At 71.2% G+C, this 20,469-nt stretch carries 19 protein-coding genes and 1 tRNA gene; 11 read left to right on the forward strand and 9 right to left on the reverse strand.

From position 1 onward, the window contains the following. Window positions 1–3: 3 nt before the first annotated feature. On the reverse strand, window positions 4–480 hold the full coding sequence (locus DEJ30_RS02580; RefSeq protein WP_146238484.1) for a VOC family protein: 477 nt from the start codon (window positions 478–480) through the stop codon (window positions 4–6). Window positions 481–527: 47 nt separating this feature from the next. Continuing rightward, window positions 528–1,022, reverse strand: a complete 495-nt coding sequence (locus tag DEJ30_RS02585; RefSeq protein ID WP_110858896.1) for a MarR family winged helix-turn-helix transcriptional regulator — start codon at window positions 1,020–1,022, stop codon at window positions 528–530. A gap of 79 nt (window positions 1,023–1,101) precedes the next feature. Between DEJ30_RS02585 and DEJ30_RS02590 the strand changes: the two genes are divergently transcribed. The 4 genes from DEJ30_RS02590 (at window position 1,102) to DEJ30_RS02605 (ending at window position 5,822) form a co-directional block, all read left to right on the forward strand. After that, window positions 1,102–1,173 (forward strand) — tRNA-Gln (locus DEJ30_RS02590). Window positions 1,174–1,267: 94 nt separating this feature from the next. After that, window positions 1,268–4,063, forward strand: coding sequence for a LuxR family transcriptional regulator (locus tag DEJ30_RS02595; protein ID WP_258369787.1), 2,796 nt, complete (start codon window positions 1,268–1,270; stop codon window positions 4,061–4,063). Window positions 4,064–4,222: 159 nt separating this feature from the next. Further along, window positions 4,223–4,939, forward strand: a complete 717-nt coding sequence (locus DEJ30_RS02600; protein ID WP_110858898.1) for an alpha/beta fold hydrolase — start codon at window positions 4,223–4,225, stop codon at window positions 4,937–4,939. Between the two features lie 46 nt (window positions 4,940–4,985). After that, window positions 4,986–5,822 (forward strand): alpha/beta fold hydrolase, encoded by an 837-nt coding sequence (locus DEJ30_RS02605; protein ID WP_110858899.1) that lies wholly within the window; start codon window positions 4,986–4,988, stop codon window positions 5,820–5,822. Between the two features lie 238 nt (window positions 5,823–6,060). Here DEJ30_RS02605 and DEJ30_RS02610 read toward each other — a convergent pair whose 3' ends face one another. The 4 genes from DEJ30_RS02610 to DEJ30_RS02625 all read right to left on the reverse strand — a co-directional run bounded on the left by DEJ30_RS02610 (window position 6,061) and on the right by DEJ30_RS02625 (window position 9,999). Continuing rightward, complete coding sequence (locus tag DEJ30_RS02610; RefSeq protein ID WP_110858900.1) at window positions 6,061–7,527, reverse strand: SDR family oxidoreductase; 1,467 nt, start codon at window positions 7,525–7,527, stop codon at window positions 6,061–6,063. A 30-nt stretch (window positions 7,528–7,557) separates the two neighbouring features. Continuing rightward, the gene (locus tag DEJ30_RS02615) at window positions 7,558–8,013 is read right to left on the reverse strand and encodes a GNAT family N-acetyltransferase (RefSeq protein WP_258369779.1); all 456 of its coding nucleotides are present in this window, start codon (window positions 8,011–8,013) and stop codon (window positions 7,558–7,560) included. Window positions 8,014–8,074: 61 nt separating this feature from the next. Continuing rightward, window positions 8,075–9,052, reverse strand: a complete 978-nt coding sequence (locus tag DEJ30_RS02620) for an SDR family NAD(P)-dependent oxidoreductase (RefSeq protein WP_110858902.1) — start codon at window positions 9,050–9,052, stop codon at window positions 8,075–8,077. Continuing rightward, window positions 9,049–9,999: a chlorophyllase gene (locus DEJ30_RS02625; protein ID WP_110858903.1), complete on the reverse strand. Its 951-nt coding sequence runs from the start codon at window positions 9,997–9,999 to the stop codon at window positions 9,049–9,051. The genes DEJ30_RS02620 and DEJ30_RS02625 overlap by 4 nt, the downstream gene beginning before the upstream one ends. Window positions 10,000–10,153: 154 nt before the next feature. Between DEJ30_RS02625 and DEJ30_RS02630 the strand changes: the two genes are divergently transcribed. After that, a complete protein-coding gene (locus DEJ30_RS02630; RefSeq protein ID WP_110858904.1) occupies window positions 10,154–10,756 on the forward strand; it encodes a TetR/AcrR family transcriptional regulator in 603 nt (200 codons plus the stop codon). 154 nt (window positions 10,757–10,910) lie between these two features. Continuing rightward, entirely contained in the window at window positions 10,911–11,204 is a 294-nt protein-coding gene (locus tag DEJ30_RS02635; protein ID WP_111091487.1) for a hypothetical protein, read from the forward strand. A 49-nt stretch (window positions 11,205–11,253) separates the two neighbouring features. Here DEJ30_RS02635 and bsh read toward each other — a convergent pair whose 3' ends face one another. Next, the gene (gene bsh / locus DEJ30_RS02640; RefSeq protein WP_110858906.1) at window positions 11,254–12,225 is read right to left on the reverse strand and encodes a choloylglycine hydrolase; all 972 of its coding nucleotides are present in this window, start codon (window positions 12,223–12,225) and stop codon (window positions 11,254–11,256) included. A 191-nt stretch (window positions 12,226–12,416) separates the two neighbouring features. Between bsh and DEJ30_RS02645 the strand changes: the two genes are divergently transcribed. Both DEJ30_RS02645 and DEJ30_RS02650 read left to right on the forward strand, forming a co-directional pair. Further along, complete coding sequence (locus DEJ30_RS02645; protein WP_110858907.1) at window positions 12,417–14,198, forward strand: molybdopterin-dependent oxidoreductase; 1,782 nt, start codon at window positions 12,417–12,419, stop codon at window positions 14,196–14,198. 8 nt (window positions 14,199–14,206) lie between these two features. Further along, window positions 14,207–15,181, forward strand: coding sequence for a hypothetical protein (locus tag DEJ30_RS02650; protein ID WP_110858908.1), 975 nt, complete (start codon window positions 14,207–14,209; stop codon window positions 15,179–15,181). 144 nt (window positions 15,182–15,325) lie between these two features. Here DEJ30_RS02650 and DEJ30_RS02655 read toward each other — a convergent pair whose 3' ends face one another. Next, the gene (locus tag DEJ30_RS02655; RefSeq protein WP_110858909.1) at window positions 15,326–15,658 is read right to left on the reverse strand and encodes a hypothetical protein; all 333 of its coding nucleotides are present in this window, start codon (window positions 15,656–15,658) and stop codon (window positions 15,326–15,328) included. Between the two features lie 65 nt (window positions 15,659–15,723). On the opposite strand from DEJ30_RS02655, the gene DEJ30_RS02660 reads away from it, so the two are divergent. From DEJ30_RS02660 to DEJ30_RS18030, 3 genes are all read left to right on the forward strand, one after another. Further along, entirely contained in the window at window positions 15,724–16,644 is a 921-nt protein-coding gene (locus DEJ30_RS02660) for a serine hydrolase (protein ID WP_110858910.1), read from the forward strand. Window positions 16,645–16,701: 57 nt separating this feature from the next. After that, the gene (gene mtnN / locus DEJ30_RS02665) at window positions 16,702–17,409 is read left to right on the forward strand and encodes a 5'-methylthioadenosine/S-adenosylhomocysteine nucleosidase (protein ID WP_110858911.1); all 708 of its coding nucleotides are present in this window, start codon (window positions 16,702–16,704) and stop codon (window positions 17,407–17,409) included. Between the two features lie 214 nt (window positions 17,410–17,623). Next, window positions 17,624–17,779, forward strand: a complete 156-nt coding sequence (locus tag DEJ30_RS18030) for a hypothetical protein (RefSeq protein WP_181419963.1) — start codon at window positions 17,624–17,626, stop codon at window positions 17,777–17,779. A 64-nt stretch (window positions 17,780–17,843) separates the two neighbouring features. Here DEJ30_RS18030 and DEJ30_RS02670 read toward each other — a convergent pair whose 3' ends face one another. Then, window positions 17,844–20,267, reverse strand: coding sequence for an excinuclease ABC subunit UvrA (locus tag DEJ30_RS02670; RefSeq protein ID WP_110858912.1), 2,424 nt, complete (start codon window positions 20,265–20,267; stop codon window positions 17,844–17,846). Window positions 20,268–20,469: the final 202 nt, after the last annotated feature.

The raw sequence follows: 20,469 nt of genomic DNA on the forward strand, positions 1-20,469 counted from the left end.
GGACTACTCGACGGACGCGGGGTCGACCGCGTCCTGGCCGCTGTCCGCCGGTGTGGCGTCCTCGGGCGCCCCGCCGCCGGGGTTCGCCACGACCTCCCACAGGTGGCCGTCCGGGTCCTGGAAGAAGCCGGACCACATGCCCCACGGGCGCGTGTACGGCGGTTCGAGCATCGTTGCGCCCGCTGCCTGCGCCCGCTCGAGGAACGCCTCCGCCTCGGCCTGACTGCCCGTGAAGTGCCCGATCGTGCTGCTCGGTGCCGTGGCCAGCTGCACGCCGGAGTCCTTCGCCATGTCGTCGCGGCCGTAGACACTGACGATCAGACCGTCGTCGAGGGTGAACATCGCCGTGGTGCCGCCGGCCTGCGTCTCGGTGGCCGGGTACTCGGTCCCGATGACGCCGCTGCCCTCGAGGCCGAGCAGCGCGCGGTAGAACTCGGCCGATCGAGCGACGTCGGCGACGGCGAGGGTGATGGCGTGCATGCGCCGCACGCTACGCCGGGGCCGCTCGGCCCGTGTCACCCTGTCGGTCAGTCCCCGAGGCCCAGGATGAGTCGGCGGAGCAGCCCGGCCAACTGCCCCTGCTCGTCGTCCGAGACGCCCGACAGGATGTCCCGCTCGGCGGCCAGCAGGTCCGCGATCGCGGCGTCCACCGCCACCCGCCCCAGGCCCGTCAGCGACACGAGGATGCCCCGGCCGTCCTTCGGGTCGGTCCGGCGCCCCACGAAGCCGCGTGCCGCCAGCCGGTCCACCCGGTTCGTCATCGTGCCGCTCGACACCAGGGTCTGCTGCAGCAGGGTCTTCGGGCTCAGCTCGTACGGCTCACCCGCGCGCCGCAGGGCCGACAGCACGTCGAACTCCCACGGCTCCATGTCGCTCGCGTCGAACGCCGTCCGCCGGGCGCGGTCCAGGTGCCGGGCGAGCCGGTCCACGCGGGACAGGACCTCGAGCGGGCCGAAGTCGAGATCGGCACGTTCACGACCCCACGCCGCGACGATGCGATCGACCTCGTCCTCATGCGGCATCCCTCCATCTTGGCCGAACCCGGAGCGGACAGCCAGCCTCGTCGGTCGTGGGAAGATGGAGGAGCACCCCCGGGTGCGTTCCGCCTTGGTGTAATGGCAGCACGACGGCCTTTGGTGCCGTTAGGTCCGGGTTCGAATCCTGGAGGCGGAGCGGGGGGCTGATCGGCCGGTCGGCAGAGTCGCTTCGGCACCACAGGACGCAGACCCTGCATCGGCAGCACCGCTGCCATACTGACGGGGTGACGATGGTGCGGCCCGTCATCGGGCGTCAGCGGGAGAGCGCGGCCCTCCGAGATGCCGTCCGCGACGTCGTTCGTGGTGGTTCTGCGTTCGTGGTCGACGGCGAAGCGGGAATCGGCAAATCATCGCTGGTCACCGATCTGCTCGAGTACGCGAACACCCATGGCGTGCGAGCGATCACGACCACCGGCACCCTGGCCGAGTCAGCTGAGCCGTACGCCGCGCTCCACATGCTCCTGTACCCGCTGCGCGGCGGCATCGCGAACCTGCCGGCACCGCAGCGACGCGCGCTGGACGTCGCCTTCGGTGTCGCGACGGGAGTCCAGCCCTCGCCGCTGCTCGCCGGTCTCGCCGCGCTGACGCTGCTCTCCGACGCCGCCAGCGAACGTCCACTCGTGGTCGTCGCCGAGGACCTGCACTGGATGGATGCGCCGTCCGAGTGGGCGCTGCGCATGATGGCCCGCCGTGTCGGCGAGGACCCGGTCGTCATCGTCATGACGACGCGGAACACCGACATGGTGGAGACCCCGGGCATCCGACGTCTGCACCTCGGTCCGCTCGACGAATCGGCTGCCGGTGAACTGCTCGACGGGATCTCCGGAGCGCCCACGGGTCAGGCTCGACGTGACCTCGTGATCCGCGCCGAGGGCAACCCGTTGGCGCTGCACGAACTCGGGCGGCCGGTCGCGGCGGTGGACCGCACTCGGGAACGCCCTGTCGTGGGCCGGGTCGAGCAGGAGTTCACCGCCCGGTACACGGAGCTGGACCAGTCGGTCAGGTTGGCCATCCTCGCCGTGGCGCTGTCCGGCAGCACCAGTGCCGAGGAGGCAGCGCGGGTTGCCGCACGCGCGATCGGGCGCTTCCCGGCACCGACGTGGACGGAGCAGGCATCGGCGTCCTCGCTCCTCGAGTGGGTCCCTCCGCGTGCGATCCGGTTCCGACACCCGCTCGTGCAGTCGGCCGTCCTGTCGGCTGCGTCCCCGACGGAGCGCACCGCCGTCCTGCGGTCGCTCGTGATCGAACACCAGGACGATCCGTCCCGGACGACCTGGTGGCGCGCCGAACTCGCCACCGGTCACGACGAGTCCCTCGCAGACGAGATAGCCGCGATCGGCGACGGACGGACGGCGATGTCCGACCCGTTCGTCGCGAGCCGGGCCTACGAGCGTGCGGCCGAACTGACCTCCGACGTGTCCAGACGCGTGGAGCGGCGCATCGTCGCGGCGGAACTCGCCGGACTGTCCGGCAGGATCTCGGAAGCGTCACTCCTGGTGCAGCGAGCACGCGACGAGGCGCCCGGTCGGCTGCTCGCAGCACGCGCTGCGTGGGTCGCCGAGACCCTGCCCACCGGTCGGACCGGCCTGGCCGTCGGTGACCTCGGACCGGCGCTCCACGCCGTCTCCGAGATGCAGGCGGCCGGTGGGGTCGAGCAGGCCACCGACGCGCTGCTGCACCTGGCCGCGATCGCCTGGGACCACACCTCCGAGGCGGACCCGGGCGACCCGATGCTCGTCGTCGTCGAAGCCCTCGCGCTGCCCGAGGACGACCCGCGGTCGCTCCTGCTCGCCGCACGGACCGAGCCGGTGGCGCGTGGCGATCGTGTCCGAGAACTCGCGCTGGCGGCGGCACCGACGGCTCAGGACGAAGAGTCGGCCTGGCTCCTGGGGTACGCGCTGAACCTGGTGGGCGAGATCGACACGGCTCGCGTCCTGCTCGACCGTGCCCTCGCGAGCATGCAGGCGCGTGGTGAGCTGCGGACGTTCCCACAGGCGCTCATGGGGACCTCGATGACCACCTACCTGGCCGGGGACGTCGCCAGGGCGCGAGTCCTCGCGGAACAGGCCGCATCGCTCGGCCGTGACCTGGGTGACGCGGGCTTCTCCGCAGCGGCGCGGTGCGCGCTCGCGTGGTTCGACGCGCTCGAGGGCAGGTACCCCGACGCCGAACGGATCGCCGGCGGGACCGAGGCGGGCGCGCAGGTACTCCGCTCGAGTGCGATGCGCGCAACGCTCCTCGGCGCGACGGGGTTGGCGCACCTGCACTCGGGCCGAGCAGCGGATGCGCTCGAACCCCTCCGTCGCCTGTTCGACCCCGACGACGGCGCATTCAACCCGTCCTTCGCCGTCCTGACCTCCCACGACTACGTCGACGCCGCGCTGGAGTCCGGCAACCGACCGGACGCCGACCAGCGGTTGGCGGACCTCGAGCGGCTCCACGCGCGCTGGCATGCCCCGATGGTTCAGGCCGCCGTCGAGTACGCCCGGACCGCCCTGATCGACGACGACGGCCTCGAGGCGGGGTGGGCGACCCTGCAGCACGAGCGTTGGCCGATCCCGTACCTGCAGGCCCGAGCGTTCCTGCGACTCGGTCGCCGCCTGCGTCGCACGAACCGCACCACCACCGCCCGCGCCGTCCTGCACGCCGCGCTGGACCTCTTCGAGGCGATGCCTGCCCCGACCTGGGAAGAGCGGACCCGGGACGCCATCCGTGCCACGGGCGAGCGGCTGCCGACGACCGGTCAGCGCCGCATCGAGCTGCTCACCCCGCAGGAGCTCCGGGTCTGCACGCTCGCGGCCCAGGGGATGAGCAACCGGGCCATCGGTGAACACCTCTTCGTCTCGCCCCGGACGGTGGGTGCGCACCTGTACGCGGCGTTCCGGAAGCTCGGCGTCTCGACTCGGCAGCAGCTGCCGTCGGCGCTGGCGCCCGAGACGACGACAGCGACGACAGCGACGACAGCGACGACAGCGACGACAGCGACGACAGCGACAGCGGCACAGGACCAGCCGACGACCGACTGACACCCCGGCCCATGACCGACTAAGTCACAGGACGGCAGATATCGGTCATCGCGACCGATGTGCACCGCCGGTCCGCGCCCCTAGCGTCTCGGACGGGAGCACCGCTTCCACACCGACGCGGGTTCGTGGCACCGGCTACGGACCAGGAAGGACCGCACCGTGACCGGATCCCCCACCATCGTCCTCGTCCACGGAGCCTTCGCCGATGCCGGCAGCTGGGCGCCCGTCACGAAGCTCCTCCTCGACCAGGGTCACAAGGTCCTCGTCCCACCCGTGTTCAACCGCAGCCTGTCCGGCGACGCGGCCTACATCAAGTCCTTCGTCGAGCAGATCGACGGACCGGTCCTGCTCGTCGGGCACTCCTACGGCGGCGCGATCCTCACCGTCGCCGGCGTCGCCGAGAACGTCGTCGGCCTCGTCTTCGTCGCCGCGTACGCCCTCGAGGAGGGCGAGAGCCTCGGCGCCCTGCAGGGCGGCTTCCCCGACAGCGACCTCGCCGCGAACCTGGTGTACGCGCCCTACCCCGTCGACGGCGCCGAGCCCGGCACCGACGTCTCCGTGGCCATCGACGCCTTCCCCGCCGTCTTCGCGGGTGGCCTCGACCTCGAGAAGGCCGAGGTCCTCGCGGTCTCGCAGCGTCCGCTGTCCGCCGTCGCGTTCGGTGAGCCCGCATCCGTCGCGGCGTGGAGGACCAAGCCGTCCTGGGGCATCGTCTCCAGCGCCGACCACACCATCAACCCGGACGTCGAGCGCTTCGGCTACCAGCGCGCCGGCGTTCGCAAGGTGATCGAGATCGACGGACCGCACCTGGTGATGCAGACGCACCCCACCGAGGTCGCGGCGTTCATCACCGACGCCGTCGCCGAACTCGGCTGACCACCCACCGACCACCACAACCGCAAAACAGCACAGGAGAGCAACCATGGGTTACGTGACCACCGACGACGGTGCAGAGATCTACTTCAAGGACTGGGGCAACGCCGACGCGCAGCCGATCGTCTTCCACCACGGCTGGCCGCTGTCCTCGGACGACTGGGACGCGCAGATGTTGTTCTTCCTGGCCGAGGGCTTCCGCGTCATCGCGACCGACCGACGCGGTCACGGCCGCTCGTCGCAGATCGGCACCGGCCACGACATGGACCACTACGCGAGCGACGTGTCCGCGGTCGTCGAGCACCTCGACCTGCACGACGCCGTCCACATCGGCCACTCCACCGGCGGCGGCCAGGTCGCTCGCTACGTCGCCCAGTACGGCCAGCCCCAGGGCCGGGTCGCGAAGGCGGTCCTCGTGTCCGCCGTCCCGCCGCTGATGGTGAAGACCGACGCGAACCCCGAGGGCACCGACATCTCGGTCTTCGACGGGTTCCGACAGGCACTCGCGGCGAACCGTGCTGAGTTCTTCCAGGCCGTCGCGTCCGGCCCGTTCTACGGCTTCAACCGTGACGGCGTGACGCCGTCGGAGCCGGTCATCGCGAACTGGTGGCGTCAGGGCATGACCGGCAGCGCCGTCGCGCACTACGAGGGCATCAAGGCGTTCTCGGAGACGGACCAGACCGACGACCTGCGAGCCATCACCGTGCCCGTCCTCGTCCTGCAGGGTGACGACGACCAGGTCGTGCCGTACCAGGACGCCGCCCTGAAGCAGGCCGAACTCCTGAGCGACTCGACCTTGAAGATCTACGAGGGCTACCCGCACGGCATGCTGACGACCCACGCGGACGTCATCAACCCCGACATCCTCGCGTTCATCCGCGGCTGATGCCGCTGATCCCGCTGACGCTGCGTTCGCGGCGATCCTGACCGGAGGCGCGGTGCACGCGGGTCTGTCGACCCACGTGCACCGCGCCTCCGGTCATCGTGCGCAGCCGTGAGAGCACCGACCGCCGGGTCGTCACCCCTGACGGTGGTGCGCGACTTCCTGGTGCGCTTCGCCGCGGTCCTGCCGCAGGACACGACCCCGTCGAACCACTGACGGAACCGGTCCGGTCAGCGCCTCGTCACCACGAACTGGGCGCGTAGTCCTTCAGGAAGACCCCGAACAGGTCGTCGCCGGCTTCGCCCCGGACGATCGGGTCGTAGACGCGGGCTGCCCCGTCGACCAGGTCGAGCGGTGCGTGGAAGCCCTCTTCGGCGAGCCGGACCTTCGTGGGGTGCGGCCGTTCGTCGGTGATCCAGCCGGTGTCGACGCTCGTCATCAGGATGTTGTCGGTCTCGAACATCTCCTGCGCGCTCGTGCGGGTGAGCATGTTCACGGCGGCCTTCGCCATGTTCGTGTGCGGGTGACCCGGCCCCTTGTAGGCGCGGCCGAACACGCCTTCCATGGCGCTGACGTTCACCACGTAGGTGCGGCGTCCCGTGCTCGCGGCCATGGCAGGGCGGAGCTTCGAGATGAGGATGAACGGGGCCGTGGTGTTGGCCAGCTGGACCTCGAGCATCTCGAGTGGGTCGACCTCGTCGACCTGCTGGGTCCACGAGTTCTCGTCGTGCAGGTCGGGGACCAGGCCGCCGGCGTCGATCGCGGTGCCCAGGGCGAGCCGTTCGAGCGAGCTCGATCCCGGCGCCATCGCCTGCTCGGTCAGCTCGTCGGCTCGGGCTGCGGCGGCCGCGAGGATCGGGTGCGCGGCCACCGATCGTGCGAGCGCCAGCGGGTGCTGGTCGTTCGTGTGCCCGAAGGTGACGAGTTCGGGCAGCGGTCCGTCGGGCAGCGGCGCGAGTTCCGCGTCGACCAGCGGCTGGTAGGCGCCGGTCGACCGGCGCACGGTCTGCGTGGCGTTGTTGATCAGGATGTCGAGGGGACCGGCCGCGGCCACGTCCTCGGCGAGCCCGATCACCTGGGCGGGGTCGCGCAGGTCGATGCCGACGACCTTCAGGCGGTCCATCCAGTCGGCGGAGTCCGGCAGGCTCGCGAAGCGGCGCACCGCGTCGCGGGGGAACCGCGTGGTGATGGTGGTGTGGGCCCCGTCGCGCAGCAGCCGGAGGGCGATGTACATGCCGATCTTCGCGCGGCCGCCGGTGAGCAGCGCCCGCTTGCCGGTCAGGTCCGTCCGGGCCTCGCGCTTCGCGTGGCTCATGCGAGCGCACGCCGGGCAGAGCTGGTGGTAGAACGCGTCGACGACCGTGTAGTGCTGCTTGCACATGTAGCAGGGCCGTGACTTCAGCAGGGTGCCCGCGGTGGTCGACGCGGTCGAGGCGCTGATCAGGACGCCGCGGGTCTCGTCGTCGATCCGGTCGGCGGCCCCGGTGGCGGTGGCGGCGATCACACGGCGGTCGGCCTCGGCGATGACGCTGCGCTTCTCGAGACGGTGCGCACGCTTGACGGCCTTGAACATCTTCGCGGTGGCCCGGCGGACCCGGATGAAGTCCGGATGCGTCTCGTCGATCTCGGTCAGCTGCTCGAGCACCCGGAGCGCGACGCTCAGGTCGTCGGGGTCGATGCCGCTGGGTTCGGGGTGCTCGGAGCTCACACGCGATCCTACGTCGGGACCGAGCACCGATCAGACGAGCTGCTGCTCCATGCACACGCTCGTCGGGTCGTCGACGTACGGGCCGAACCGGGGGATGTCCGCGTACCCGGCCTTCCGGTACAGCGCGATCGCCGCGGCCTGCGGCAGGCCGGTCTCGAGCCGGACGGTCCCGATGCCGATCGCGCGGGCCCGGTCGTGCAGGGCGTCGAGCAGCCGCGTCCCCACGCCGAGCCCACGCGCGGCGTCGCTCACGAACATGCGCTTGACCTCGCCGGTGCCGTCGCCGGCGTCGACGAGCGCCACCGTGCCGAGGGCGGTGCCGTCCTCACGCGCCACCAGGAACGTGACGTCGGGCTGGTCCAGGTCGTCGACGTCGAGGGCGTGGTAGTTCTCGGCCGCGTAGAGGCTCAGTCCGTAGTCGTCACCCTGCTGCAGCAGGTGCAGGACGTCGTCTTGCCGGGGGCTCTCGATCTGCACGGTCAGCACCGTCACACAGTAGCGAGGACGACGAGAACAGTGGGCAGACGAGGCCCCCGGCCGACGGCGATCAGGCCAGGAGTCCCTCGCTGACCTCCCACAGTCGCCGGGCATCGTCGGCGTCGAGCATCGCCGAGTTCGCGTCCGACGGGATGCGGTCCGCGGTGAGGGGCAGGACCCGGTCGTCGATCACGGCGACGTCGCTGTCCTTCAGGTAGACCCCGCCGACGCCGTCGAGCAGCGGGCTCGCGGCACCGAACACGAGCGTCGCTGCGCCCTGCTCGACGGTCTTCTTGCCGACCTCGGGGTCGATGACGGTCACCCCGTGGTCGTCGACCAGTCCCTGCTCGCGGTACGACGCGAGCACCGTTTGGTCGTGCGGGCCGGGTCCGATGATGACGCCCGGGTGCGCGGCGAAGGCTCGGATGCCCTGGTCGGCGTACCGCCGGTCGAGCTCCACCGTGAACAGGACGTTGGCGCGCTTCGACTGGCCGTACGCGGTGACCGGGTCGTACCCGTGCGCGAACGTCAGGTCGTCCCACCGGATCTGCCCGAACCGCGCCGCACCGGAGGTGACGGTCAGGACCCGCGCACCACGGGCCTCCAGGAGGGCGGGCAGGAGCGCCCGCGTGAGCTGGAAGTGCCCGAGGTGTGTCGTCGAGAACGCCAGTTCGTTGCCGCGGCCGTCGAGTCGGCGGTCCGGGGTGAAGAGCATCGCGGCACTGTTCACGAGCATGTGCAGCGGGCGGCCGGAGGCCGACCAGCGCGCGGCGAAGGCATCGACCGACGACGGGTCGGTGAGGTCGAGGGCCTCGACGTGGATGCCCGGGATGTCGGCGACTGCTGCGGATGCCCGGTTGACGTCACGTGAGGCGACGGTGACGTCGGCGCCGGCCGCCGCGAGGGCGCGGCTGGTCTCACGGCCGAGGCGGCTGTGTCCGCCGGTCACGACGACGTTCCGGCCGGTCAGGTCGACGCCGTCCAGGACGTCGGCGGCGGTGGACGCGGCAGTGAAGCCGCTGGGCAGGGGGTGCTGGTCGGTGATCACGAGTGGTGCTCCTTCGATTCGATGTGGCCGACGGCGGCAGCAGGGCCGGCCGCGTCGGCGGTGTCAGGGCCGACGGCGTCGGTGATCGCCGACCACGCGTCGGGGTCGAGGCCGAGCTCGGTCCGGAGGAACGCCGTCGTGGTGTGGCGGACGAGGTCCACACGCTCGGGGCTCTCGTCCGTGGTGGCGGTCGACTCGTAGTCCTGGATCCCGCCGAGCAGGTGCTCGCCGCCGTGGAGTGTCACCAGATGCCGCGCGCCGGGGCTCAGGTGGTAGACGTCGGTGAACCAGTCCGGGCCTCGCGTCGAGAGCTGAGACTGGTCGTGGTCGCCGGCGACGACCAGTGACGGGGTGTGCAGCCGGCTGAAGTCGGGGCTCATGAACGCGAAGTGCTCCTGCGCGAACGGCGCGAGGTCGCCGCGCGCGATCCCGGTGGTGGACAGCAGGACCCCGGCGCGCACGCGGTGGTCGGTGCGGTCCTCGCCCGGCCGCCCGTTGGCGTCCAGGACGCGGGCCCCGAGCAGCATGCCCACGGACTGTCCGCCCCACGAGTGTCCGACCGCGGCGATGCGCGCGGTGTCGACGCGCCCGCTCAGGCCGGGGACCGCGTCGATGATCTGGTCGAGCTCGTCGAGCACCCGCTCGAGGTCGTCGACGCGCGTCTGCCAGATGGTCGGGTAGCGCGGGTCCTCGAGCGTCAGCTCGTAGGCCTTCGCGTCGAGGAACGTCGGCTGGACGACGACGAAGCCGTTCGCGGTCCAGTGGTCGACCAGGGGGTCGCCACCGGTCATGGACTGGCCGAAGCCGTGGGCGAAGACGATGACGGGCAGGTCCGTGCCGGTCGTCGGTGCGGTGATCCGGACCTCGAGGTCCTGACCGCGCGAGGGTGCGGGAAGCGTGACGGGGCGCACGCTGATGACCTGCGGTCGAGGTGCTGTGGGTGCCATGTGGGCCTTTCCGGGATGCGGTGTCGCCCGTGGTCGGAGCGATCGTCGTCCGAAACGGAGCGACGTTCCGGAACGATACGGAACAACGATCCGGATTGCAAGAGGAAGCGGAGCGTTGTTCCGCATTCCGTCTGCGTCGTGCGATGATCGACGCATGAGCACCCCGTCGACCGACCCCGTGCCGCGTCGCCGTCGCGACGTCGAGCGCAACGAGCGCACGATCCTCGACGCCGCTGCCGCGGTCTTCACGGCCTCGGGCGTCGGCGCACCCGTGCGCGAGGTCGCCGCCGCCGCCGGTGTCGGGGTGGGCACGCTCTACCGGCACTTCCCGACCCGTTCGGACCTGGTCGTCGCCGTCTACCGGCACCAGATCGAGGCCCTGGTCGACGCGGGGCCGGCGCTGCTCGACTCCGAGCCGACACCGTTCGCCGCCCTGCTGCACTGGGTGCACCAGTTCGTCGACTTCCTCAGCACCAAGCACGGCCTGGCGCGTGTCTGGGAGGGCGACGCCGACGGCTTCACGGCGCTGCACACGCTGTTCGTCGACGAGCTCGTGCCCGTGCTCGGCCGGCTGCTCGACGCCGCGCGGGCGTCCGGCGAGGTGGCCGCACCGACCCCGCCCTACCAGCTGCTCCGGGCCGTCGGCGACCTGGTGGCGTGGAGTCCCCAGGACCCCGACTACAACGTCCGGACGATCGTGACCCTCCTGGTCACCGGGCTGCGGCAGGCGCAGCCGACGGTGACCGACAGCGCGTAGCCGGTCACGCGCACTGGTCACGACCGGCACCGGACTGGAGGCGCGGTGCGGGCCAGTGACGCGCCTCCCGTCCGGCGTCACGACCGTCTCGGGCCGCACCAGCGGCGTCGGAGCGGTCCGCCCCCTACGATCGTCCCGACGAAGGGGGACCACCATGACGGAACTGGCGGACTGGGAGACCGAGGGGGCCAGGGCTCGTCCGGCTCGGCCGGGTGACCACGAACCGGTGCCGGCAGCGCTGCGGGCCGTGACGATCATCGGGGTGCTGTTCCTGATCGCCGCGGTGTGCGTGTTCGTCGTGAACGCGTCCATCCCTCCGGCCGACGAGACCGCGGTGCCCGTCGACGTGCGGCTGCTGATCGCGACGATCGTTTCGGTCGCGATCGCGGCGGTCGGCGTGGTCGCCCTGCTGCTCCGACTCGTCGCCGGGGTGCTCATCCGGCGCTGACCGCCCGCGGACGTGCAGGGTTCACGCTGCGGCTCCTCCCCGGCAGGTGTCAGACCGACGACGCCCGCCCGGAGCCGACGACCACCAGTTCGGTTCCGCTCGGTGCATGGTCAGCGAGCCTCGCGGTCCGGATCGTCATGTCGTCGTAGGAGTTCCACGAGTAGCTCGTGGAACGGGACGAGAACAGTCCGGTGTAGATGGTCTTCTCGTAGTCACCCGACTGCATCTCCGCGCTGCCGTCCACCATCGCCACCTGCTGGAGGGTGTGGAACGCGCGGCTGATGTTCTCTGCTTCGTCCGCCTTGACCGGGTGGTGCCCGTGGACGTACGCCGCGCGCACGAACCGCGACGGCGACGAGTAGTCCCCGGGGATCCCACGCATCGACGCACCCGCACCGAACGGCACCAGGTGGGCTCGGCCGAGCACGCGCTCGTCCGGGACCTCGGGCGAGGTGTTGAGGTAGTTGCGCAGGTTCTCGTGGTGCCACGCGAACCCGGGCTGGTTCGTGAGGACGTCCACGTCGTCGTCGAACACGTGCAGGCCGTCCTCGGTCTGCTCCACGACGATCGCACGGTCGCGGTCGCCGATGATCCAGTGCAGGAAGGCACTCGGGTACTCGTCGTTGATCGGCCGGTCGACGATGACGACGTCTGCGAGCGCTGCCTCCACCGCGTCGACGTCGGCGAACCGGGAAGCGACCCACAACGGGAACTCGAACGCTGCGACGTTCGTCGCACCCTCGACGGGTACTGTGGGGTAGTGGGCGTACCCGGGGAAGTTGAGGCCGGCGACAGCGACCCCGGCGTCGTTGCCGCAGTCGAAGTAGAGGGGCGTGTCGTCCTCCACGATCCCCATGCCGATGACCGCGTGCGGGATGCCGGCGACGGCGCCGAACGGTGAGCGCGGAACGAAGCCGGTCGGGGTGACGACCACCTGCTCGCCGTACCCGGTCGACCAGTCGAGGTTGCGCGCCAGGAAGAGGTGACCGCTCTCGTCCGAGAACCTGATGGCAGTGCACATGTCGAGTCCTTTCTCGTGTGGACCGCGCGGCGCGGTGTCGGTCGCGCAGGACCAGGTTGGTCCCTCATGGTGGCGAGCGACAGCGGCGGACGACAGAGGCGAACGACCCTGACGAGCACCGAGCACCGCCGGCCCACCGTGACGGGACCTTCGTCCTGGACGCCGGCCGCTCCTGAGCGTATGGTCCGCCCATGAGTGGGGCTCAGGGACGATCTTCGCGGCAGCAGCGTGCAGAGCAGTTGGCGGAGGTGTCGCCGCGCTTCCGCGCACAGCTCGACGACCGACGACACGACCGGGTCGGCGCGGACTGGGCCGGCGGCCTGCCGGCGCAGTACGGCGTGGCGCCGCGACTCCGACTCGGGCGTGACCGGTGGTTCAACCTGCTGTGGCTGGTACCGCTCGCTGCCGCAGCGCTCGTCGTCGGCATCGCGGTCGCACGGGAGATCGTCGACGTGCCGGCCGTCCGGGACTTCATGCGGACCTACCCCGGCGAGTCGCGTCTGCCGGCCGGCACACCGGAGGGCTTCCCCGCCTGGCTCCAGTGGCAACACTGGCTCAACGCGCTGTTCATGTTCTCGATCATGCGAGCAGGACTGAGCATCCTGGCCGACCATCCCCGCCTGTACTGGACCCGACACTCGACGCCGGGCCACGAGTGGCTGCGCTTCCAGCGACCTGTTCCGGACGACCCGAACTACACCGCGAAGGGGGATTCGATCACGCTTCCCGACCAGGTCGGACTCCCGGGGAGACGGCACTCGATCGGGCTGGCTCGTTGGTGGCACTTCGGTTTCGACGTGCTCTGGCTGGTCAACGGCGTCGTGTTCGTCGTCCTGCTCGTCGTCACCGGACAGTGGGCCCGGATCGTCCCGACCAGCTGGGACGTGTTCCCGAACGCGCTGACGACGGCGATCAGGTACCTCTCACTCTCCTGGCCGGTCGAGGACGGGTGGGTGAACTACAACGCGCTGCAGTTGCTCTCGTACTTCGTCACGGTCTTCATCGCCGCCCCGCTCGCACTCCTGACCGGGCTCGGGATGTCACCGGCCCTGTCCACGCGCTTCCGGAGGATCAGCCGCGTCTTCAGCATCCAGTTCGCCCGGTCCCTGCACTTCCTGGTCCTCTGCTGGTACGTCGCCTTCGTCACGGTCCACGTGAGCATGGTCCTGATGACCGGCGCGTTGCGGAACCTCAACCACATGTACGCGGGGAACGACACGCAGGCGTGGACGGGTTTCTGGGTGTTCCTCGCCACCACCGTCGTCCTCGCCGTCGTGTGGGTCGGCGGTTCGCCGTTCACGTACCGGTTCCCGAGAGCCGTCCGTCGGTTCGCCTTGGCGTTGTTCGGGCCGGTCCAACGGTGGTTCGAGCACGTCGACGCGAAGCCGGGGGCCTACAGCGAGGACGACATCTCACCGTTCTTCTGGCCGAACGGACGGACGCCGGACAGCGAGGAGTACCGCGCCCTGCAGTCGGACGAGTTCCGGGACTACCGGCTCGCGGTCGGCGGGCTCGTCGAGGAACCGGCGTCCCTCTCGCTCGACGACCTGCACCGTCTGGAGCACCGCGAACAGATCACGCAGCACTTCTGCATCCAGGGGTGGTCGGGGGTCGCCAAGTGGGGCGGCGTCCCCATGTCGGCGATCCTCGACCTGGTCCGTCCCGACCCGAAGGCACGGTGGGTGGTCTTCTACTCCTTCGCTGAAGGGGCCGACGGAGGCCTGTACTACGACGCGCAGGACATCGAGCAGATGCGCTCGGAGATGGTCATGCTCGCGTACGACATGAACGGCGAGCGGCTGAACTTCGCGCACGGGGCGCCCCTGCGCCTCCGGAACGAACTGCAGCTCGGGTTCAAGATGGTCAAGTGGCTGCAGGGCATCGAGTTCGTCGAGCGGTTCGAGGACGTCGGGAGTGGGCTCGGTGGGTACAACAACGACCACGAGTTCTTCGGGTACCGGCAGCCGATCTGACCTCGCCGATGCGTTGGACCGTCCTCCCCACGAACGCCGCTGCTGCGGTGATGGCGACCGGGATCGTCGGCACGGCTTGTGCCACCACCGGGCTGCGTCCCGTCGGCGTCGTCGCGTTCACCGTCGCCACGGCCCTGCTGGTCGGGGTCGTCGTCCTCCTGGTCCGCCAGGGCGTCCACCAGCCGTCCTGGTTCACCGGCACGCTCGTCGACCCGGATGCCGCCTTCGGGTGGTGGACCCTGCTCGCGGCCGTCGGCGTCTGCGGGACCCTGGGTGCCACGCTCGGCGTCGGCGCTGCTCCGGTCGTGGCGCTCGTGGTCGGCGGGCCGCTCTGGCTGCTCCTCCGGACCGGCGCGCGGCCGCTGAGCGCGCACGCCGACGGTGCGTGGTTCCTCTGGATGGTCGGGACCGAATCGCTCGCGATCACCACCTCGACGCTGCACTTCGACGTCGTCGCGCTCGCGCTCTGGGGCGTCGGCCTCGTGCTGTACCTGCTGCTCGCCGCCGTGGTCCTCGTCCGCATGGTCGGCTCGCGGGGAGGACCCCTCGTGGTCGCCCCCACCGCGTGGGTCGTCTCCGGCGCGACGGCGATCACGACGCTCGCCGGCGCTCGCCTGCTCGAGAACGGTCTGCCGGCCGCGGCGCACTTCGTCGGCGGCGCGTCCTTCGTCCTGTGGGCCTGGGGAACGTGGTGCCTGCCGTTCCTGGTCGGCATCGGCATCCGGCAGGTCATCGTGCTCCGCCTGCCGGTGCGGTACGTCACTGCCCTCTGGAGCATCGTCTTCCCGCTCGGGATGTACTCGACCGCCAGCACGGTCTTCGGGCGGACGACCGGTCTCGTCGTCCTCGTGACGGTCGGGAGCGCGAGCCGCTGGGTCGCCGTCGCCGCCTGGGCCGTCGTCGCAGCGCTCGCCGTCGTCGCCGTGGTCCGAGCACTGCAGCCGGACCGGGACCGACCGGGCGACGCACGCGGTGGCGGGTGAGGACGCACCCGTCACCACGAGACGAGGAACGGCGGAGGTCGTGACCGAACGTCGGACGGGAGGCCCGGTGCCAGCTGGTACCGGGCCTCCCGTCCGTCACCGGGTCGCGTCTCCCGCGTCCTCCGGTCGCGTCTCCGGATCGGCTCAGGCTGCTGGCGTCGAGTACAGCACCGCGAGGGTCGCCACCAGCCCGACGACCACGATGCCGAGGTCGAGCACGGCCAGCGTGACGAGCCGCGTGCGTTGCGGCCGCACGGCGGCGCGGACCACGACCATCACCGCGAACAGCACGACCACGAGCACCAGTGCCGGCCAGCCGATCGCTGGCGCACGGATCGCCATGAGGACCATCACCGCGGCGACGATCACGGCCGTGACGGCTCCCCACACGAGCCAGTTCGAGCCGGACGCCGTCCGGAGTGCGGGCTGGTCGCCGACGCGGTAGGGATCGGGGCGGCGGGGCTGTTCGTCGGACACGAGCCGGACGGTACGCGGTGGCGACTGCCCGTCCCCGCAGGCGCCCCACCGCGAGAAGATGGGGCGTGCACACCGCAGCGAGCATCCTCGACGCCGTCGTGCGTCAGGTCGACGCCACCGGCTTCGACGCGCACGGCGTCCACGTGCGGACACGGACCGGTGCGGTCGGTACCGACGACGTCGCCGAGCACCACTGGACCCCCGACGTCCGACGCGAGGTCCACTCCGCCGCCAAGGGCGTCTGCGTCCTGGCCACGGGTATCGCCGCCGACGACGGCCTGGTCGACGTCGACGAGCCGATCGCTCGGTACGTGCCCGGCCTCGCGCTCGGCGACGGCGTGAAGCACGTCACCCTCCGGCACCTGCTCACCATGACGAGTGGCATCGACATGCCGTGGTCGGCGACCGAGCTGACGGACTGGCCGGACCTGGCGGCGGAGTTCCTGCGGCGACCGTCCCGCGGCCGGGTGTTCCAGTACGCCAACGCCAGCACCTACGCCGCCATGCGCGTGCTCGAGACCCGGATCGGCGACGTCGGCGCGTTCGTCGCGGACCGGTTGTTCGCGCCGCTCGGCATCCAGGGTGTCGCGTGGCAACGCTGCCCGAACGGGTTCGTCGCCGCGGGCGAGGGGCTGTCGCTCCGCACCGAGGAACTCGCTCGCGTCGGACGCCTGATCCGCGACGGCGGGGTCGTCGACGGACAGCGGATCGTCAGTGCACCGTGGTGCGACGCGATGCACTCCGAGTGGGTGGAGCGCGAGGGCACCGGCATCGGCTACGAGCGGTACGCGATGGCCGGGTGGGGTGGCCCCGGTCGACTCTGGCGGCTGCACGGTGCGTACGGTCAGATGCTGCTGTTCGACGAGACCGAGGGCGACGACGACACCGGCACCGTCGTCACCATCACCGCCGACGACCACTTCGGCGCCGACGCGCTCGCCGCCTTCGTCGCCGACGAGCTGGCCCGCCAGGACCCCCGCCGGTAGCACCTGCGACGACCCGGCCTGCACGTCCGCGCGCGCCCGGCGTGGGAGGATCGATCAGTGCAGCAGCAACCCGTCGCGATCATCATCGCGGCCATGAGCGAAGAGGTCTCGGCCTTCGCCGACCTCTTCGGCGGTGTCCCCGTCCTCGACGGCCCCGTCGGTGGGCACGACCCGCACCAGCTGCTCGACATCGGCGGCGCCACGGTCGTCGTGCGCCGCAGCGGCATCGGCTTCACGAACGCCACGGCCGCCGTCGCCCACGGCTTCCACGACTTCGGCCCGGGCATCCCTGTCATCAGCGTCGGGACCGCCGGTGGCCTCATGCACGGCATCGCGATCGGTGACGTCGTGGTCGGCGACCGGTACGTCAACCTCAACGCCGACGCCACGGCGTTCGGCTACGCCCTGGGCCAGGTGCCCGGTATGCCGACCGGCTACGCGCCGGACGCCCGGCTCGTCGAGCTCGCGATGGGGGCCGACATCGCGTGGCCCCTGCGGTCGGCGACGATCGGCTCGAGCGAGGTCTTCGTCACCGAGGGCCGCGCTCGTGCGCTCCGGGTCGCGTTCCCCGACGTGGCCGCGGTCGACATGGAGTCGGCCGCGATCGCGCAGTTCGCCCACGTGCACGACATGCCGTTCGTCTCGGTCCGGTGCATCAGCGACCTCTGCGCGCCGGACGGCGCCGAGTTCCGCGAGCACCTGGACGACGCCGCGGCGCGCGCAGCGCGCGTGGTCCACGACCTGGTGCTCGGCCTGCGTTCCTGAGTCCGCCCCGTGCACCGGCTTGGAGGCGCGACTCGCCGCCGCCGGTCCGGCGGCGGTGATCCGGGCCTCCCGTCCGTCCCTGCTTGGTCACGCGCGAGCCGGAATTGCGTTCCACGGACGTTCCGGGACGATTCGCGAACCCGGCACGGAGCCTCTCGCTAGCCTCCATTTCGGGGGGCCAAGGAACACGGCCAATCACACAGGGAGATCAGCCATGAGCGCCTACACGAGCGACGACAACGTCGAACCTGCACGCATCACCACCTTCAAGCGCGTCCGCAAGCAGTGGCGCCGGACGGGTGAGGTCGGCTACACGCACAGTGGCAGCGACTTCTTCCGCGACGACGCCCCGGAAGCGGTCCAGCGGTAACCAGCGGCAGCCACGAAGTGCCCGTCAGGAGTGATCCTGGCGGGCACTTCTGCGTTCGTGGCGCTCAGCCTCCGAGCTGGTCTCGCAGGTAGGGCGCGGTCCGGCTGGTCGTCGAGGCGGCGACGTCGGCGGGCCTACCGGCGGCGACGATCCGACCGCCGTCGTCACCGCCCGAGGGACCCATGTCGATGACGTGGTCGGCGCTCGCGACGACGTCCATCGCGTGCTCGACCACGACGACGGTGTTGCCGGCGTCGGTCAGACGGGCGAGCTGGGCGGTCAGCAGCTCGACGTCGGCCGGGTGCAGGCCGGTGGTGGGCTCGTCGAGCAGGTACAGGGTGTGGCCGGTCCGCGCGCGCTGCAGCTCGGTCGCGAGCTTGATGCGCTGCGCCTCGCCGCCGGACAGCTCCGGGGCGGGCTGACCGAGCCGCAGGTAGCCGAGGCCGACCTCGCGGAGGGTCTCGAGTCCCCGCCCGGCCGCGGGCAGGGACGCCAGGAACGGCGCCGCTTCGTCGACGGTCATGCCGAGGACGTCGGCGATGGACGCCCCGTTCCAGCGGACCTCGAGCGTCTCGGCCGTGTAGCGGGAGCCGTGGCACTCGGGGCACGGAGCCCAGCTGCCCGGCAGGAAGAGGAGTTCGACGGACACCGACCCCTCGCCCTGGCAGACCTCGCACCGTCCGCCGGCGACGTTGAACGAGAACCGTCCGGCGGTCCAGCCCCGGGCCTTCGCGTCGTCGGTCTGGGCGAAGGCGGCCCGGACCGCGTCGAACAGGCCGGTGTAGGTGGCGAGGTTCGAGCGGGGTGTCCGGCCGATCGGCTTCTGGTCGACCTGCACGACGCGGTCGATGAGCGGGTGCGACGTGGCGACCCCGGGCAGGACGCCGCCGACGAGCGACGACTTGCCGGAGCCGCTCACTCCGGTGACCGCGGTGAGGACACCGAGCGGCAGGTCGACGTCGAGCCCCCGCAGGTTGTGCAGGGTGAGGTCGCGGAGCTCGAGCGTGCCGATCGGGGTCCGGACCGCGCGGTCGGCGGTCGGCTGCCGGGGCTCCAGGAAGCGCCGGGTGACCGAGGCCTCGACCTCGGCCAGGCCGGCGACCGGGCCGCTGTACAGGACGGTGCCGCCGCCGGTGCCCGCGCGGGGGCCGACGTCGACGATCCAGTCGGCTCGGCGCACGATGCTCATGTCGTGCTCGACGACGAAGACGCTGTTGCCGCCGGCGCGCAGGTCGTCGAGGACGTCGACGAGTGACTCGGCATCGGCGGGGTGCAGCCCGGCGCTCGGTTCGTCGAGCACGTAGACGACGCCGAACAGGCCGGAGCGCAGCTGCGTCGCGATCCGCAGCCGCTGGCTCTCGCCGGGGGAGAGCGTCGGGGTGGCGCGGTCGAGCGCGAGGTAGCCGAGGCCCAGACCGACCAGGATCTCGACGCGGGTGAGCAGGTCGCGTGAGATCGCCACGGCGACCTCGGTGTGCTCACCGGACGATGCTCGCGACGTCGCCGCTGCCGCGTCGGTGATCGCCGCGATCGGGCGCAGGACGTCGGCCAGGCCGGTCAGCGGCAGGGCGTTCAGCTCGGCGATCGAGTGACCGCCGATCGTGACGGCGAGTGCCGCTCGGGTCAGGCCGGTGCCGCCGCAGAGCCCGCACGGGCCGGACTCGACGAACTGCAGCACCTTCTTGCGCTGGGTCTCGCTCTGCGAGTCGGCGAGGGTGTGCAGCACGAACTGGCGCGCGCTCCAGAAGCGTCCCTTGTAGGGCTTCGCCACGCGGTCACGCTTCGGCTGCACCTGCACGACGGGCTGTTCCTCGGTGAAGAGCAGCCAGTCGCGGTCCTTGCGCGACAGCTCGCGCCACGGGCGGTCGATGTCGTAGCCGAGCACGGCGGTGACGTCGCGCAGGTTCTTCCCCTGCCACGCACCGGGCCAGGCGGTGATCGCGCCGTCGCGGATGCTCAGCGACGGATCGTGCACGGCCGATGCTTCGGTGACCTCGTGCGCGGTCCCGATGCCGTGGCACCGGGGGCAGGCGCCGGCGACGGTGTTCGGAGAGAAGGAGTCCGACTCGAGCCGGTCGGCGCCGGACGGGTAGGTGCCGGCGCGCGAGTAGAGCATGCGCATCGAGTTCGACAGCGTGGTCATGGTGCCGACGGTGGAGCGGGAGCTCGGGGCGCCGCGACGCTGCTGCAGGGCGACGGCGGGCGGCAGTCCGGTGATCGAGTCGACGTGTGGGGTGGACCCCTGCGCGATCAGCCGCCGCGCGTACGGGGCGACGGACTCGAGGAACCGGCGCTGGGCCTCGGCGAAGACGGTGCCGAAGGCGAGCGAGGACTTGCCGGAGCCGGAGACGCCGGTGAACGCGACGATCCGGTCGCGGGGGATGTCCACGTCGACGTCACGCAGGTTGTTCTCGCGGGCGCCTCGGACGCGGATGAAGTCCTCCGGCCCGGGTCGGTCGTCGGTGGGGGTCGAGCGAGGAGCGGGCATTCGCTCGATCGTAGGCTCGGCCACTGGGAGGAGCAGGACCGCCGGCGGAACCGCGAACGACGAAGAGCCGCTCCGCCCTGATCGGCGGAGCGACTCTTCGCGTCGTGCGGTGGTGCTCGTGTTGCGGTGGTGCGGGGTGTTACTTGATCTGGGCGGTGATGGTGGCGGTGCCGACGAGGAGGCCGCGCTTGACGGCGTCGGT

The organism is Curtobacterium sp. MCPF17_003 (assembly GCF_003224385.1).
Taxonomy (GTDB): Bacteria; Actinomycetota; Actinomycetes; order Actinomycetales; family Microbacteriaceae; genus Curtobacterium; species Curtobacterium flaccumfaciens.

Excerpts from the sequence above, each read along its gene's own strand:
- DEJ30_RS02605 (WP_110858899.1), top strand. The coding sequence starts at position 4,986 with ATGGGTTACGTGACCACCGACGACGGTGCAGAGATCTACTTCAAGGAC.
- bsh (WP_110858906.1), bottom strand. The coding sequence starts at position 12,225 with ATGTGCACTGCCATCAGGTTCTCGGACGAGAGCGGTCACCTCTTCCTG.
- DEJ30_RS02595 (WP_258369787.1), top strand. The coding sequence starts at position 1,268 with ATGGTGCGGCCCGTCATCGGGCGTCAGCGGGAGAGCGCGGCCCTCCGA.
- DEJ30_RS02670 (WP_110858912.1), bottom strand. The coding sequence starts at position 20,267 with ATGCCCGCTCCTCGCTCGACCCCCACCGACGACCGACCCGGGCCGGAG.
- DEJ30_RS02585 (WP_110858896.1), bottom strand. The coding sequence starts at position 1,022 with ATGCCGCATGAGGACGAGGTCGATCGCATCGTCGCGGCGTGGGGTCGT.
- DEJ30_RS02635 (WP_111091487.1), top strand. The coding sequence starts at position 10,911 with ATGACGGAACTGGCGGACTGGGAGACCGAGGGGGCCAGGGCTCGTCCG.
- DEJ30_RS18030 (WP_181419963.1), top strand. The coding sequence starts at position 17,624 with ATGAGCGCCTACACGAGCGACGACAACGTCGAACCTGCACGCATCACC.
- DEJ30_RS02580 (WP_146238484.1), bottom strand. The coding sequence starts at position 480 with ATGCACGCCATCACCCTCGCCGTCGCCGACGTCGCTCGATCGGCCGAG.
- DEJ30_RS02645 (WP_110858907.1), top strand. The coding sequence starts at position 12,417 with ATGAGTGGGGCTCAGGGACGATCTTCGCGGCAGCAGCGTGCAGAGCAG.
- DEJ30_RS02650 (WP_110858908.1), top strand. The coding sequence starts at position 14,207 with ATGCGTTGGACCGTCCTCCCCACGAACGCCGCTGCTGCGGTGATGGCG.
- DEJ30_RS02625 (WP_110858903.1), bottom strand. The coding sequence starts at position 9,999 with ATGGCACCCACAGCACCTCGACCGCAGGTCATCAGCGTGCGCCCCGTC.
- DEJ30_RS02630 (WP_110858904.1), top strand. The coding sequence starts at position 10,154 with ATGAGCACCCCGTCGACCGACCCCGTGCCGCGTCGCCGTCGCGACGTC.